A 14936-nucleotide genomic window follows, 5' to 3' on the forward strand; every position below is an offset into this window, starting at 1 on the left:
GCGACTGCTCCCGCGGTGGGAGTTAAATAAATGGCTTGATTTAACGTTGTGCGCGGTGTTCACTGGGTCGATGACCGCTCAGAGGATGGCCCGCTCCGGGAGGTCGACCGGCACCCGCGAGGCGATCTTGTCGGCCGCGGAGGTGCTGTTCGCCGAGCGTGGCATGTATGCCGTGTCCAACCGGCAGATCAGCGAGGCGGCGGGGCAGGGCAACAACGCCGCGGCGTGCTACCACTTCGGAACCAGGACCGACCTGCTCCGGGCCATCGAAAGCAAGCACCGGGAGCCGATCGAAGAGCTGCGCGCGCAGATGCTGGCCGACATCGGCGATTCGACCGAGCTCCGCGATTGGGTGGGCACGCTGGTGCGCCCACTCACCGATCACCTGGCCGCGCTGGGGACGCCCAGCTGGTATGCCCGGTTCGCCGCCCAGGCGATGGCCGATCCCACCTATCGCCATGTCGTGACCAAGGATGCTCTGACGTCGCCGCTGCTGGTGCGGACGATCGACGGCATCACCCGCTGCCTTCCCGACCTGCCCAAGCGGGTGCGCAACGAACGGATCGCGATGGTCCGCAATCTGCTGATGCATACCTGCGCCGAGCATGAGGGCGCGCTGGCCGAGCACGGTCCGCGGTCGCGTTCGAGCTGGCCGGTCGCCGGGGAGGGCCTGATCGACGCCATCGTCGGCCTGTGGCGCGCGCCGGTGCACGTGAACGCGGCGGATGGCAACCGAGGAGCAGGATGACCGACATCACCACCGCAACCGGCGTCCCGGAGTTTCCGATGACGCGCGCACCGGGCTGCCCGTTCGCGCCGCCGCCGGAGGCCCTGGCGCTCAACGACACCAGGCAACTGAGCAGGGTGCGGATCTGGGACGGCAGCACCCCCTGGCTGATCCATGGCTACGAGGCGATCCGCGCGTTGTTCACGGACTCGCGCACCAGCGTCGACGACCGGCTGCCGGGCTACCCGCACTGGAACGCGGGCATGCTGGCGACGGTCCACACCCGGCCGCGTTCCGTCTTCACCTCGGACGCCGAAGAACACACCCGGTTTCGCCGGATGTTGTCAAAACCCTTCACCTTCAAGCGGGTCGAAGCGCTGCGCCCGGCGGTGCAGAAGATCGCCGACGAGCACATCGACGCGCTGCTGGCCGGTCCCAACCCCGGTGACATCGTCAGCACCCTGGCGCTGCCCGTGCCGTCGCTGGTCATCAGCGAGATGTTGGGCGTCCCCTACGACGACGCGGACTTCTTCCAGGAACAAGCCCAACGGGGCACGGGCCGCTACGCGACCGAGGAGGACACGGCCAAAGGGGCCGCCTCGTTAGCGAAATACCTGGCGAACCTGATCCGCGCCAAAATGCAAAGCCCCTCAGAGGATTTGGTGTCCGACCTCGCCGAACGGGTCAATGGCGAGGAGCTCAGCGTGCGAGAGGCGACGCAACTGGCCCTCGGCGTGCTGATCGCCGGTCACGAGACCACCGCGAACATGATCAGCCTGAGCGTCGCGGCGTTGCTGGAGCATCCCGACCAGAGGGCGCTGCTGCGCGACGCCGACGACCCGAAGGTGATCGCCAACGCGGTCGAGGAATTGATGCGGTACCTGAGCATCATCCAGACGGGTCAGCGGCGCATCGCCGTGGAGGACATCGAGGTCGGCGGCGAGACCATCCGGGCCGGCGAGGGCATCATCCTCGATGTCGCGCCGGCCAACTGGGATGCCCGCCAATTCCCCAACCCGGACCGGCTGGACCTGCTGCGCGAGGACGGCGCGCACGTCGGCTTCGGCTACGGCCGCCACCAATGCGTGGGCCAGCAACTGGCCCGGATGGAATTGCAGATCGTCCTGCCCACCCTGCTGCGCCGGGTCCCGACGCTGCGGTTGGCCGTGCCCCTCGAGGAGCTTCCCTTCAAACACGACACATTGGCCTACGGCGTGTACGAGCTCCCCGTGACATGGTGAAGCCGGACCTGCGCCTTGACGTGCCCGATCTGTCCGGCAGATGCGCCGTCGTCACCGGCGCCAACAGCGGGCTCGGGCTCGGCCTGGCGACGAGGCTGGCGGCCGCGGGCGCCGACGTGGTGGTGGCGGTTCGCTGCCGGACCAAGGGCGAAGCCGCGATCGCCGAGATCCGCCGGAAGGCGCCACGGGCCAAGCTGACCATCCGGCATCTGGACCTGTCATCGCTGCGCAGCGTGGCGGCGCTGGGCGATGAGCTGGTCGCGGAGGGCCGGCCGATCGACATCCTGATCAACAACGCGGGCGTCATGACGCCGCCGCAGCGCCAGGAGACGCGCGATGGATTCGAATTACAGTTCGGCACAAACCATCTGGGCCATTTCGCGCTGACCGGACACGTGCTGCCGTTGCTACGCGCGGCGAAATCCGCGCGGGTGGTGACCGTCAGCAGCATCGCCGCAACCCAGCGAAGCCTCGACTTCAGCGATCCCAACGCCCAACATGGTTACCGACCCATGCGCTCCTACGGGATGGCCAAGCTGGCGCAACTGATGTTCGCGATGGAACTGGAACGGCGCAGCCGCCTCGGCGGCTGGCGCTTGATGTCCAACGCGGCCCATCCCGGGCTGAGCAAGACCAACCTGCTCAGCGGGGTGTCCTACGGCCGCGACAGGCGGACCCTGCAGGCCCGCCTGACCCGGCTCACGTGGCGGCTACTGCCGTTCATGTGGCTCGACGTCGACGAAGGCATCAAGCCGACTCTGTACGCGGCGGCGTCGCCGGACGCCCGCGGCGGCACCTATTACGGGCCGCGCGGCCTTTACGAAACCGCCGGGGGCGGTGTCACCCTGGCCGGAGTCCCCGGCTTGGCTCGTAGCGGGGCCGACATGGGGCGACTGTGGCAGATGTCCGAACGACTCACCGGCGTCACGTACCCCGGGTGATACAGGTGGTGAGATGACCAACGTACTCAGCGCCCGCGGCGCGGTAATCGACATTCCCGACGAGCCAGACTTCGCACGGATGCGCGCCGAGACCGGCGCGCGGCTGCGCGCCGCCATGGCCGACCACGGCGTCGATGCGCTCATCCTGCTGATGAACGGCTATGTGGGGTACGCGACGGGCGCCAGCTGGCCCTTGATCGACGCGGGCCTGTCGCACGTGGAGCGTCCGGTGGCCGTCGTGCTGGCCGACGACGAACACCCGCATCTGTTCATGCCGTTTCGCGCCGGGGCTTCGCTGGAACCACGGGATCCGCCGGTACCCGACGACCATCTGCACGGTCCCGTTTATCTGGAATTCGACAGCGGTGTGCGGGATTTCGCCCGGACGCTGGCCGACCTGATCCCGCGGGGCGCGGCCGTCGCCGTCGACGAGCTCACCGGCGCGATGCGGCGATCGGCGGCCACGCTCTTTCCCGCCGGGCCGCCGTCGGATGCCGCGATCGTGCTCGGCGCCGCGCAGTTGGTCAAGACGCGCGACGAGCTGTCCTGCCTTCGCCGGGCCTGCCGCATCACCGAACAGGCGGTCGTCGACGTGCAAGCGGGGTTGGCGCCGGGCGTGCGCCAGATCGATCTGTCGGCCAAGCTGGTTCGGCGCGCGTTCGAGCTGGGCGCCACCACCAACATGCTCGAGGCCATCTGGCAGGTGATGCCCAGCTCGCGGGAGGCCGGTGTCTGGACGACCCACGGCGACCTCGCGTTGCCCCTGCTCCCCTCGGCTCGCGAGCTGGCCGCCGGTGACGTGCTGTGGACCGACATCAGCATCAGCTACGCCGGATACTGCTCGGACTTCGGGCGGACGTGGGTGGTCGGCGACCCGCCCTCGCCGCGGCAGCAGGACCAGTTTCGCCAGTGGAAGGCCATCCTTGATGCCGTGCTCCAGGTGACCAAGGCGGGCGTCACGTCGGGCGATCTGGCGCGGGCGGCGATCGCCGCCAACGGAGGTCGCAAGCCGTGGCTGCCGCACTTCTACCTCGGTCACGGCATCGGCACCTATCCGGCCGAGGCACCCATGATCGGAACCGATCTCGGCGAGGAGTTCGACGACAACTTCGTCTTTGCGCCCGGCATGGTGCTGGTGCTCGAGCCGGTGGTGTGGGAAGACGGCACGGGCGGCTATCGCAGTGAGGAGATCGTGGTGATCACCGAAGACGGCTACACGCCGATCACCGACTACCCCTACTCCCCCTATGGCTCCCTCTATGACGACTGAAATTTCGCCCGACCCCGTGGGGTTGCGGACGGGACGTCGGGAACGGGCGCTGGCCCAGATGGCCGCACACGATCTCGACATCCTGGTGCTGGGGCGACAATCCAACATTCGTTACGTGACCGGTGCCCCCCAGCTCTGGATCGCCGGCACACGTCCGTTCGGTCCGATGTGCGTCGTGGTCCGCGCCACCGGTGACATCTACCTCAACAGCACCGATGACGAGGGAGTCCCCGAGGAGATCGGCCACGATCACCTCTACGGGTTGGCCTGGAACCCGATGACCCTGATCGACGTGTTGAAGAAGATTGACGGGGCCGAGACAGCGCAACGGGTCGGAACCGACGCCATCACACCGACTTTCGCGGCGTTGCTGCCAGAGGCCTTCCCCAACGCCGAGCTCGTCGACGGCGAACCGGCCATGCGGACGGCGCGCCGCATCAAGACGCCCGATGAGATCGCGGCGATGGGTCCGGCCCTGCGCGTGGCGGAACACGGACTCGCCGCCGCCGTCGGGGAATTGCGGCCCGGGGTGTCGGAGCGGACGCTCGCCGGGGCCGCGCTGGAGGCCATGGCCGCCGGCGGCGTCAGCACGCCGGCCACCCAGGACGTCGCGTGGGTGACTTCGCGCGAACAGCCGTGGCGACGCGGCCACAGCGAGGTACGGCCCGGCGACCTCGTCGCCTTCGCCGCGGGTGCGCTGGCGGACGGGTACGTCGGCGAAGTCGGCCGAACCTGGCCGGCGGGTGAGGAGGCCAACGGCTCGACACGGAAGCTGTTCGAACGGTCGGATGCGTTGTTCGACAAGATGATCGCGGCCTGTCGCCCCGGCGCGCCCGCGGCCGGGCTGCTCACGGCCTACCATGCCGCCGGTGAGCCGGTACCGCCCATGCCCGTCGCGCACGGTTTGGGATTGGGTTTAGATCCGCCCGTCGTCTCCGAAACACTGTTGAGCGCAGGCGAAGACGACCGCCTCGACGCCGGGATGGTGCTGGCGATCACCGGCTACGTGTGGCAAGAGGGCGTCGGCGCGGTGCTCCGCCGCGACACCGTCCACATCACCGACGGCGGCGCGGAGGTGCTGACCAGCAGCCCTTGCTGTCAAACCGGTTCGTCGTCGTCGGTGTCGCGCAGGAATCGTTCGGGGTGGTGAAAGCTGTTGGTGCGGGGTTGGCCGCGGTCCAGGTGGGGCGGGGGTAGCCATTCGGTTTCGCCTCGGGCGTTGGTGCGGGTGGTCCAGCCTTGTTCGGCGAGGCGGTTGTCGGGGCCGCAGGCCAGGGTGAGGTCGTCGATGTCGGTGCGGCGGGTGGTTTTCCAGCCGGTGACGTGGTGGACCTGGCTGTGATAGGCCGGGGCGTCGCAGCCGGGTTTGGTGCAGCCGCGATCCTTGGCGTAGAGCATGATTCGCTGTGCCGGTGAGGCCAGGCGCTTGGTGTGGTAGAGCGCCAGGGGCTTGGCCCCATCGAAGATCGCCAGATAGTGGTGGGCGTGGCCGGCCCAGCGGATCACATCCGACATCGGCACCAGGGTGCCGCCGCCGGTCAGCGCCTTGCCGGTGGCGGCCTCCAGCTCCTTGAGCGTCGTCATCGCCACGATCGACACCGGTAACCCGTTGTGGGTGCCCAGCTTTCCCGAGGCGAACAGGGCACGCATTGCGGCCAGCACGGCGTCGTGGTTGCGCTGAGCCTGGGACCGGGTGTCGCGGCGCACCGCCTCCTCGTCCGGACTCTCCTCGACCACGGGTATGTCGTCGTCGGGGTTGCAGGCCCCGGGGGCGGCCAGCTTGGCCAACATGGCCTCGATGGCCGCCCGCAATTCGGGAGTGACCAGCCCGCTGATGCGCGACATGCCATCGAATTCCTGCTTGCCGAGCACGATCCCGCGCTTGCGGGCCCGCTCGGCGTCGTTGAATTCCCCGTCGGGATGCAGCCAGTCCATGATCCGCTTGGCGTATTTGGCTAACTCATCTGGCCGATACTGGCTCGCCTTGCCGGCCAGGTCGGCCTCGGCAGCCTCCCGGGTGCAGCCGTCCACGTCGGTGGGCAGGTGGGCGAAGAAGCTGCGGATCACCCGCACATGCCCCTCGCCGATCAACCCCTCGCGTTGGGCGCTCGCGGTCGCGGGCATAAGCGGCGGCAACGACTCACCCGTGAGCGCGCGGCGTTCACCTAAATCCTCGGCTTCGTCGATGCGCCGGGCCGCCTCGGCCTTGGTGATGCGCAGCCGATCGGCCAGCGCGCCACGCAGCGTGCCGCCCAGCTCTTCGGCGCTGGCCTGCGCCCCGACCTGATTGATCAGCGTGTGCTGCGGGGTGCGCAGCCCGCGCGCGAAGGATTCCAGATGTTCGAGGGCCGAAAGTCTTTCCGGGGTAGTCAACATGTCAAAGGACAAATCCCCCAGCCGTTTTAGGACCCCCTTGAGATCGCCGAACACCTCGACGATCTCCTCACGACTGCCCGAACCCATACCCGAATCGTACGAACGCACACCGACAACAAATCCCGATTTGTGACCACTGAAACTAAAGTGACACAGGGGATTCCATGCAATGCCGTTCCCAAAGATTCAGCACGTTCGCGAGCATCTGCAGCGGCGCACGCACGCTCTCGTCATCGGCGATCCGCGGATCCATGCGGCTCCCCGGTGCGGAGTCGCCGAAGCGCGCGCGGATCAACGCTGGCACGTCGAGCAGCCACGCGACCCCCATCGCCGCCGCGTACAGCAGCGTGTGCCGGCGCAGCCGGTCCGGATCCAGGCGCGGGCCACCGACGCGCTCAACCTCCGATACGAACAATTCCAGCAGCTCGTCGAAATGCTCATTCCACAAATCGGTTTCGGCGCCGGACAAGGCACCCCAGATCGCCATGCCCATGTTCATCTGGCCGACGCATCCCCAGTCCAGCAAGCCGCAGCGCAGTACGCCGTCGCGCCAAAACCACGCGTTGTCGATGTTGGCGTTCCAGTGGCACAGCGCCACGTAGTCAGAGTCGTCGGCCAGCTGGCGCATGATCGTGTGCTCGTGGCGCGCGACCCGCGGCACCTCTTCGCGCAGGCGTGCCAGGAACTTCGGTGAGCCGACGTTGGCGGGCAGCAACCCGGGGTTAGCTTCCACAAATCCGGTCAGCCGGGACACGCGCCGGTCCAACTTGTCGGCGCGCACCGGTGCGCGGTCCCCCACGGTCGCGGCCCGCACATCGAGCGGGAATTGCGCGGCCAGCTGCCCCGGCAGGCGACCGGACCCATAGGTGCCGGCGAGGCGCCCCAGAGCGGTCAGCAGCGCGCGGTAGTGGCCGATTGCGTCGGGCATGTCGTAGTCAAGGCACTTGTGGTACTGGCGCTCGATTCTGCCGCGGCCGAATGGGATTCGTTCGGTGATCAGGATTCCCGTGCCGGTCTCGCGGTCGTAGTCGCCGAACTGCACCGCGGGGACCGCGATGGGAAACCCGGGTGTTCGGGACAGCGCGGCGAACCGGACCTCCGGCTCCATTTGCGTCCTTCCCTTGTCGCGCACCGGGTTGTCGAGATCACGGGAGAACTTCACGAACAGGTCGGTGTGCAGACCGATACGCGGCCTGGCGTATTCGACCGACAGCACGACCTTGCGTCCCGTGCTGCCCCCCGCCACCTCGCGGAGCTCCGTAACGGCCGCGACCGCGTTGCCGTCGGCGAGCACACCCGAAGCCCGGAACGCCTCCGTCAGAAGCCGCGCGCCGCCGCCTCGTAAAGCGTTGGGGTCGGCCGGGATCGCGAGGCCGAACTGCTCGCCGTAAATCACCAAGTCTGTTCCGCCGCGCGCACCAACATGTGGTTGACGGCGACCCGGCGATCGCGCGTCACCATGTACAGCACCGCGTCGGCGATGTCTTCGGGCCGCAACTTGACCATGCCGGCCGTCTGGCGCGCGACGGCCTCTCGCGACGGGGCGGAAAGGTGGCCGAAGATCTCGGTGTCGACGGTCCCGGGAGCCACCACCCCGACGCGCACCCGGCTCCCGAGCACCTCTTGGCGGATCCCCTCGCTGAACGCGTTCACCCCGAATTTGGTCAGCGAGTAGACCGCGGTGTTCGGGCGGGCCACCCAGCCGCCGGTGGAACTGATGGTGACCAGATCGGCGACGCCGCGCGGTGAGCTGCCGGCCGCCTCGATCAGGTGCGGGAGCGCGGCGCGAGTGACGTAAAGGACGCCCTGAACATTCACCGCCACCATGTCGTCCCAATCCTGCAGGCGGGCCTCGGCCGCGGGGCCGGACCGCATCAGCCCGGCGTTGTTGACCACGGTGTCGAGGCGCCCCAACTCGGCGAGTGTGCGCTGCACGGCCGCCGATACGTCCTCGGCGTCGGTCACGTCGGCGGTGACGACCAGCGCGGTGCCGCCCGCAGATTCGATCTCCGCCTTGACGTCGGCGAGCCGGTCGGCCCGACGCGCGAGGAGCGCCACCGCGGCGCCTTCTGCCGCCAGCGCCTTCGCCGTAGCGGCTCCGATACCGCTGCTGGCGCCCGTCACCAGGGCCGCGGTATTCGCCAGGGTGGCCGTCACCTCGCGCCTCCCGTCGTTGATCCCGCGCCCAGGATCTCCCGCAGGACGTAGTCGGCGTCCTCCCCCAAGTCCGGTGCGCCGCGTTCGATTCGCGCCGGGGACCGCGCCAGCTGCCACGACGGCCCGATTACCGGGCGCTGGCCTTCGCGATTATCCGTGACGAAGCGGAACAGCTCGCGATCCCACAAACGCTGATCGCCGATCGTGTCGATCACGGTGGCACTCTTGCACGCGGGAACCCCCGCGGCCCGCAGGCGCTGCGCCAAATCCTCTGCGTCGTGCTTGCGGGTGAGCGCCGCGAGCGCGTCGTCCAGCGCGTCGGCGTGGCGGTGCCGGGCCTGCATCGTGGCGTAGCGCGCATCGATAACCAGCTCGGCGCCGCCCAATACCTCGCACAGCCGCCGCCATTCGGCGTCGTCGGCCACGGCCACGGCGATCCACGAATCGTCCCTGCACGGGTAGCAGCCGTGTGGGCACATGTCGGGATGTTTGTTTCCGTTGGGGCCCAAGCGTTTTCCGGTGAGGCTTTGTTCAAGGAGGCAGTCGCCGACCATCGAGGACAGCGTCTCTACCGCCGACAGGTCGACGAACTGGCCCTCGCCGGTCAGCTCCCGATGCAGCAACGCGACCACGGCGGCGTAGGCGGCGGCGGCCCCGACGGTGGAATCCCCGTAGCGCATGCTCGTCCCCAGGGGCGGCCCGCCCGGGTAGCCGACCAGCGACGCCAGGCCGGCCAGCGCGGCGAAGCATGGGGCGTAACCGGTTTGATGCCCAAGCGGCCCGTCGTTGCCCCACATCTTGATCGACACCGAGATGATGTCCGGCTTGATCGCCGCGAGCTGTTCATAACCCAAGCCCTGGCGCTCCATCGCGCCCGGCCGCAGGTTGTTGACGACGATGTCGGCGCGCGCAATCAGCTCGCGCAGGCGCGCCATGCCCTCGTTTGACTTGATGTCGAGCTCCACGCTGAGGATCTCGTGGTTGATGCTGAGAAAGTATGGGGCGTGATTGATGTCCGTGCCGCCGTAGGCCCGCATCTCCTCGGGGGCGCTGGCGGTTTCGATCTTGATCACTTCGGCGCCCAGCTGCGCCAGGAGCTTGCCGGCATACGGACCGGCCCACACCTTGGTGAGCTCGACGACGCGGACTCCCTCCAGCGGTCCGCCGCGCGGCCGTTTGGGTGGCTTGAGTTGCGGCGCCCTGACCGACGGCGGTGTGCGTGGCACGCCGAGCCCGTCGCGGACCGCGTCCGTGTGCTCGCCGAGAGTGGGTGCGGCGGAGGTGATTCGGGCCGGCGACGCGCCCAGGGCGTACGGAACGGTGGGATACACCGCATCGCCCAACGCGGGATGACGCATCTGCTGGAAGAACCGCCGGTGGCGGTATTGCGGCGAATGGTGCAGATCCCCGGCCTCGTTGACCGGGACCAACGGCACCCCCAGCCGCTGGGCTCGCTCGGCGGCCGCCTCTTTGGGCATGATCCGGACCCATGCGGCGAAACGCCGCCGAAACGCGTCGACCTTTTCGGCCGTGACGGAGAACTCCAGCCAGTCGTCCTCGAAGGCGTCCAGCCAGTCGGGATGGCCCAGCAGTTCTTTCAGGCCGCTCCAATGGGCGCGGCTGGTCATGTACAGGTAGACGAAGCCGTCGGCGCAGGCGAAGAATGACGCCGGGCCCGCCTGGTCGTAATCGTCACGGCGGCCTGCTGCCGGAACCTCCCCGGTGATGAATCGGCCCAGGATGCAGTCGGCGCGGGAGACCAGCACCGCGTGCTCCGAGACGTCGATGCACTCGCCCCGACCGGTGTGCAGCCGCCCGAACAGCGCCGACGCGACACACAGCGCCGCATCCAATCCCGCCTCGTAGTCCGCCAGGAAGCGCCCCGGTCCCTGCAACGGCGGCTTGCCCGGATCGGCGTGACTCGGGGTGTGATACCCCCAGCCGCTGGCGTGGAAAACGTTCAGGCTCTTGGCGTTTCCGAACTCGGCGGGCGCGGCGACGCCGAACGGGGTGATCGAGCAGAACACCACGGACGGATGCCGTTCGGAGCGGCCCGACTCGCGGTCTTCGATGACCGCGTCGGCCGAAGCGATCAGCGCTTGCAAGCGCTCGTCGTCGAGGACGACGGAGCGCTTGTTGGTGTTGAGGTAGGCGAACAGCGCGCTGCCTTCTGGCCCGTCGGCGAGGAAGGGGGCCATCGCGCGTGTGCGGCTGCCGCATTCCGGCGCCTCGACCTTGATCACCTCGGCGCCGAAATCGGCCAGTAGCTTTCCGCAGTACTCCCCCGCGACCGTCTCGGCCAACTCAACGATCCGGAAGCCCGTCAGTGCGGTCAGGGCTTCTTCCGTCCCGAGCGGCTCAGGCGCCATTCCGGCGGGAAGTTCAGGTCATTGTCCTTCACCACGTTGTTGAGGCCCTTTTCGAAGGTGCCGTCGGTGAGGTCGACCTCCTGCGCGTCGTTTTGGATCAGCGGCAACATTCCCTCGACCATGCCGGTGAGCAGGCTGCCGAAGTACTCGCCCTTGTGCTGCTTGTACAGCTCCAGGAAGGTCTTCTGCACCGCGACGGTGTCCGTGGGCCGGGAGCGCGAGCACGCCATCGCGTATTTCAGCGTCTCTTCTTCCAGCTTGTCGCGGGGCACCACGCTGTTGACGAAACCGCACTCGTACATCTCTTTCGCGCTGAACGGCCGCCCGGTGAACAGCATTTCGGAGAACTTCCGCAGCCCCATCGTCTCCGCCCACCACCACAGGCGTGGGCCCCAGCCCACGTAGCGGAACGCGGGGTGACCGAAAAGGGCGTCATCGGAGGACACCACCAGATCGGCGTCGCCGGCCTGATAGAAATGCCACCCGTAGCAGTAGCCCTTGGCCTCGATGATGCTGATCTTCCGAAGCTCTTGCAGCGGGCGGTTTCCCGCGCGGGCCTTGGCGTAGAAGTCCGTGACGGTGGACAGGTAGCGGTACGATCCGCCCGGCGGGTACTTGACGTCGTCGTCGTTGATGGCGAGCTCGTGCAGCAGCGGCAGGCCGGGGTTCTCCAGCATCGGGCGTTGCTCGGGTAGGTCCCCGCCGCTGCCGAAATCCTCGCCCTCGCCGCGGATCACGACGACCTTGACGTCGTCGTCGACGTTGCACTTGTGGATCAGGTCGGCGTAGTTCTGCCGCATGCCCAACGTGGTGGCGTTCTGGGCGTCGGGTCGGTCGAACGTGATGTAGGCGATCCGATTCTTCTTGTCCTTCTCGAACTTGATGTACTGCTCGGCTTCCTTCTTCAGCTTCTCGTAGTCGTACTCGGGCATGGGTTCTTCTCCACTTCTCTACTTGAGCAAGGCACCCGCGTCGACGGGCAGCGAAACGCCGGTGACATAACGGGATTCGTCAGAGGCGAGGAACAGGACGGCGTTGCTGATGTCGGCGGCTTCCACCCAGGGCACCGGCAGCGTGTGGGTCATCTGCGAGAACGGCGCGAAGTCGTCGGGTCCGGGATTCTCCAGGTCCGGCCGAAAGAGGCGAAACGTGACTTCGTTCATCGTCATCGGCGTGTTGACCTGGCTGGGGTGCACGGAATTCACCCGGATCATGTGCTGGCCCAGCTCGACCGCGAATGCGCGCATCAGGCCGATCACGCCGTGCTTCGCGGCGATGTAGTGGCCGGTGTAGGCCATGGCCTTGTGCGATCCGACCGAGCCGGTGAGCACGATCGAGCCGCCGCGCCCGCCGGCGATGATGTGCGGCACACCGGCTTTCACGGTGTGCCAGACGCCGGAAAGGTTCACGTCGATCATGTCCTGCCAGACGTTCTCGCGAATCTTGTGCAGCTTGTTGCCGAATGTGCCGATGCCCGCGTTGGCGACGATGATGTCGAGACGCCCGAGTTGCTCGACGCCGCTGTCGACCGCGGCCTTGAGCGCGTCGTAGTCGCGCACGTCGACCTGTGCGGTCACGATGCGACGGTTGTGACCCTTCACCAGGTCGGCGGTTTCGGCGAGATCCTCCGGCGTGGAGTGCGGGTAGGCCAGGTTTTCGATCGGTCCGCAGACGTCGATCGCGATGATGTCGGCGCCCTCCTGCGCCAGGCGCACCGCGTGACTGCGGCCCTGCCCCCGGGCGGCCCCGGTGATGAAGGCGACCTTCCCTTCTACCCGGCCCGTCATCAGGGCACCACGGTCGGCAAGGTTTCCCAGCCCCGCACCGACGACGTCGGGCTCAGCTTGGCGTTGGCCAGGTCGACGTCCCACTCCGGAAAGCGTTTGAGGACTTCCTCCAGCGCGATCCGGCCTTCCAGTCGGGCCAGCGCCGAGCCCAGGCAGAAGTGCGTGCCCACGCTGAAGGTGAGGTGGGGCCGGGCTTCGCGATGGATATCGAACCGGCCGGCGTCGGGCCCGAACTGCCGCTCGTCGCGGCAGGCGGACCCGAGGAGCGTCATCATGACGCTGCCCTCGGGCACCGTCTGGTCGTACAGGGTGACGTCGCGGGTCACGTACCGGGCCATGTGTGGGGCGGGCGGCTCGTAGCGCAGCAGCTCCTCGATCGCCTGCGGGATGAGGCCGGGGTTTCGCACGAGCTCGCGGCGCTGATCGGGATGCTCGGCGAGCACCTTGCCCGCCCAACCGATCAGCCGGGTCGTGGTTTCGTTGCCCGCTCCGGCAACGACGTTGAGGTACACCAGGATCTCGCTACGGGTCAGCCGTCGCGTGGTGCCGGTCTCGTCGACGAACTCGACATTGAGCAGATCGGTCATGATGTCATCGGACGGATTGTCGGCGCGCCAGTCGATGTAGGCCTCGAACTGTTCGCCGACGGACAGGCCGTGCTCCGCGGCCTTCATCGGCTTGCCGGCCTCGGTGCGAAGCTGCGCGTTGCCGCGGTCGCGGATGTACTCCTGGTCGTCTTCGGGGATGCCGAGCAGCGTGCTGATGACCTTCATCGGCATGATCGCGCCGAGATCGGTGACGAAGTCGAATCGCCCCGAACCCACCAGGGGATCCAGGAGCTGCGCGCAGAAGTCCCGGATCATCGGCTCCAGCGCGTTGATCTTGCGTGGGGTGAACATTCGCGACAGCAGCTTGCGGTGTACGTCGTGGATCGGTGGGTCCTCGAAGATCAGCATGCCCGAAGGGATTTCGAGGTTGGCCTTGATCAGCTCGAGGATCACGCCCCGGGCGGAGCTATAGGTGCCGTGGTCGACGAGGGCCTTGTTGACATCGGCGTACCGGCTCAACGCGAAGAAGTCATATTCGGCGTTGTAGTACAGCGGCGCCTCGTCCCGCAGGCGCGCGAACATCGGATACGGGTCGGCAATCAGCTCGACGTCGTATGGGTCGAAATGGACATCGCTGTCCGTGCTCACCGTCACGAAATCCCTCCTACGGCTGACATTTTCGTATAAGCATCGAGATATCCGCCGCGGCGCAATTTATACGCTTCGCTTAAATACAGCGGGTTTACTCTATTCTCGTAGAGAACCATACGGCGGGTGCCCTGGCAAGACGACGACACGGAACTCATCCGGGCGCACCGGTTCCGGTCAGCCGGCCCTTGTTCGGGTTCTTCAGGATGCCGGTGGCCATCGCCGTCAGGATCCCGTCGAGCTGTTCGGGACTGTCGACGACTCGGTCGCCGTGGGCGAAGCGCAGCAACAGGCCGTTGATGAAGGTGAGCGTGACGTTGCTCAGATCCTCGACCACGGCCGGCTCCAGCTCGGCGCCGCGCGGCATGAGCTGCACCAGGATTTCGCGGTGCAGCTTCGTGAATGCGTCCGTGGCCTGCTGCAGAATCGCCGCCACCGCGGGGTCGCGGGTGGCCTGCATGGTCAGCTCGTAGCGGGCCCGGGTCCGCGACAGCTGCGGCTCGTGGCCGGCCTGAATCACCACCTGCGACAACCGCGACGGCGACGGGCTGTTTGGCCGACCGTCCGCGCCGTCGGCCTCGTCCGCCACCGACTGCAGGCTCGCCAGGTCCAGCTCCGCCAGCCGCTCGGCCACGGCGCGCAGCAGCGCCGAGCGGGTCCGGAAATAGAACGAGGTGGTGCCGTCCGGGACCCCGGCCTGGCGGTCGACTTTGAGATGGCTCAGCCCCTTGGCCCCGTCGTGAGACAAGAGGTGGATCGCCGCATCGCAAAGGTCGCGGCGGCGTTCGGTGGGGTTGGGCTTTCGTCGTTTGTCCATTCAAGGTGTCCCGGAGCGGGAGACTACTCTATATTCGTAGTGTCCGTAAAGAGCG

The 14936-nt window shown here is 67.6% G+C and carries 13 protein-coding genes; 5 read left to right on the forward strand and 8 right to left on the reverse strand.

Annotated elements, in window-relative coordinates:
• Positions 1-55 precede the first annotated feature (55 nt).
• Genes AC5Y2S_RS24950 through AC5Y2S_RS24970 form a run of 5 tightly spaced genes read left to right on the forward strand, consistent with a single transcriptional unit; the run spans position 56 to position 5329 of the window.
• Positions 56-748 carry a TetR/AcrR family transcriptional regulator gene (locus tag AC5Y2S_RS24950; RefSeq protein WP_499959041.1) on the forward strand — a complete coding sequence of 231 codons (693 nt, stop codon included), beginning with the start codon at positions 56-58 and terminating at the stop codon, positions 746-748.
• Entirely contained in the window at positions 745-1968 is a 1224-nt protein-coding gene (locus AC5Y2S_RS24955) for a cytochrome P450 (RefSeq protein WP_499959042.1), read from the forward strand. Before AC5Y2S_RS24950 ends, AC5Y2S_RS24955 begins: the two co-directional genes overlap by 4 nt.
• Positions 1962-2909, forward strand: coding sequence for an SDR family oxidoreductase (locus tag AC5Y2S_RS24960; RefSeq protein ID WP_499959043.1), 948 nt, complete (start codon positions 1962-1964; stop codon positions 2907-2909). Before AC5Y2S_RS24955 ends, AC5Y2S_RS24960 begins: the two co-directional genes overlap by 7 nt.
• Before the next feature lie 13 nt (positions 2910-2922).
• Positions 2923-4179, forward strand: coding sequence for a M24 family metallopeptidase (locus AC5Y2S_RS24965; protein WP_499959045.1), 1257 nt, complete (start codon positions 2923-2925; stop codon positions 4177-4179).
• On the forward strand, positions 4169-5329 hold the full coding sequence (locus AC5Y2S_RS24970; RefSeq protein ID WP_499959047.1) for a M24 family metallopeptidase: 1161 nt from the start codon (positions 4169-4171) through the stop codon (positions 5327-5329). Before AC5Y2S_RS24965 ends, AC5Y2S_RS24970 begins: the two co-directional genes overlap by 11 nt.
• On the opposite strand, the gene AC5Y2S_RS24975 is transcribed toward AC5Y2S_RS24970, so the two are convergent.
• The 8 genes from AC5Y2S_RS24975 to AC5Y2S_RS25010 all read right to left on the reverse strand — a co-directional run bounded on the left by AC5Y2S_RS24975 (position 5278) and on the right by AC5Y2S_RS25010 (position 14881).
• Positions 5278-6642, reverse strand: coding sequence for an HNH endonuclease signature motif containing protein (locus AC5Y2S_RS24975; RefSeq protein ID WP_499959049.1), 1365 nt, complete (start codon positions 6640-6642; stop codon positions 5278-5280). The two genes, AC5Y2S_RS24970 and AC5Y2S_RS24975, sit on opposite strands and share 52 nt — an antisense overlap.
• A 55-nt stretch (positions 6643-6697) precedes the next feature.
• Entirely contained in the window at positions 6698-7948 is a 1251-nt protein-coding gene (locus AC5Y2S_RS24980) for a hypothetical protein (RefSeq protein ID WP_499959235.1), read from the reverse strand.
• Entirely contained in the window at positions 7948-8712 is a 765-nt protein-coding gene (locus AC5Y2S_RS24985) for an SDR family NAD(P)-dependent oxidoreductase (protein WP_499959050.1), read from the reverse strand. The genes AC5Y2S_RS24980 and AC5Y2S_RS24985 overlap by 1 nt, the downstream gene beginning before the upstream one ends.
• Entirely contained in the window at positions 8709-11048 is a 2340-nt protein-coding gene (locus tag AC5Y2S_RS24990) for a CaiB/BaiF CoA transferase family protein (RefSeq protein ID WP_499959237.1), read from the reverse strand. Before AC5Y2S_RS24990 ends, AC5Y2S_RS24985 begins: the two co-directional genes overlap by 4 nt.
• Positions 11045-12013, reverse strand: a complete 969-nt coding sequence (locus AC5Y2S_RS24995) for an enoyl-CoA hydratase/isomerase family protein (protein WP_499906598.1) — start codon at positions 12011-12013, stop codon at positions 11045-11047. Before AC5Y2S_RS24995 ends, AC5Y2S_RS24990 begins: the two co-directional genes overlap by 4 nt.
• Before the next feature lie 18 nt (positions 12014-12031).
• Entirely contained in the window at positions 12032-12868 is an 837-nt protein-coding gene (locus AC5Y2S_RS25000; protein WP_499959051.1) for a mycofactocin-coupled SDR family oxidoreductase, read from the reverse strand.
• Positions 12868-14070 carry a cytochrome P450 gene (locus AC5Y2S_RS25005; protein ID WP_499959053.1) on the reverse strand — a complete coding sequence of 401 codons (1203 nt, stop codon included), beginning with the start codon at positions 14068-14070 and terminating at the stop codon, positions 12868-12870. The genes AC5Y2S_RS25000 and AC5Y2S_RS25005 overlap by 1 nt, the downstream gene beginning before the upstream one ends.
• Positions 14071-14218: 148 nt before the next feature.
• Positions 14219-14881, reverse strand: coding sequence for a TetR/AcrR family transcriptional regulator (locus AC5Y2S_RS25010; RefSeq protein WP_499959055.1), 663 nt, complete (start codon positions 14879-14881; stop codon positions 14219-14221).
• Positions 14882-14936: the final 55 nt, after the last annotated feature.

It is taken from the genome of Mycobacterium sp. NGS69, from assembly GCF_059812165.1.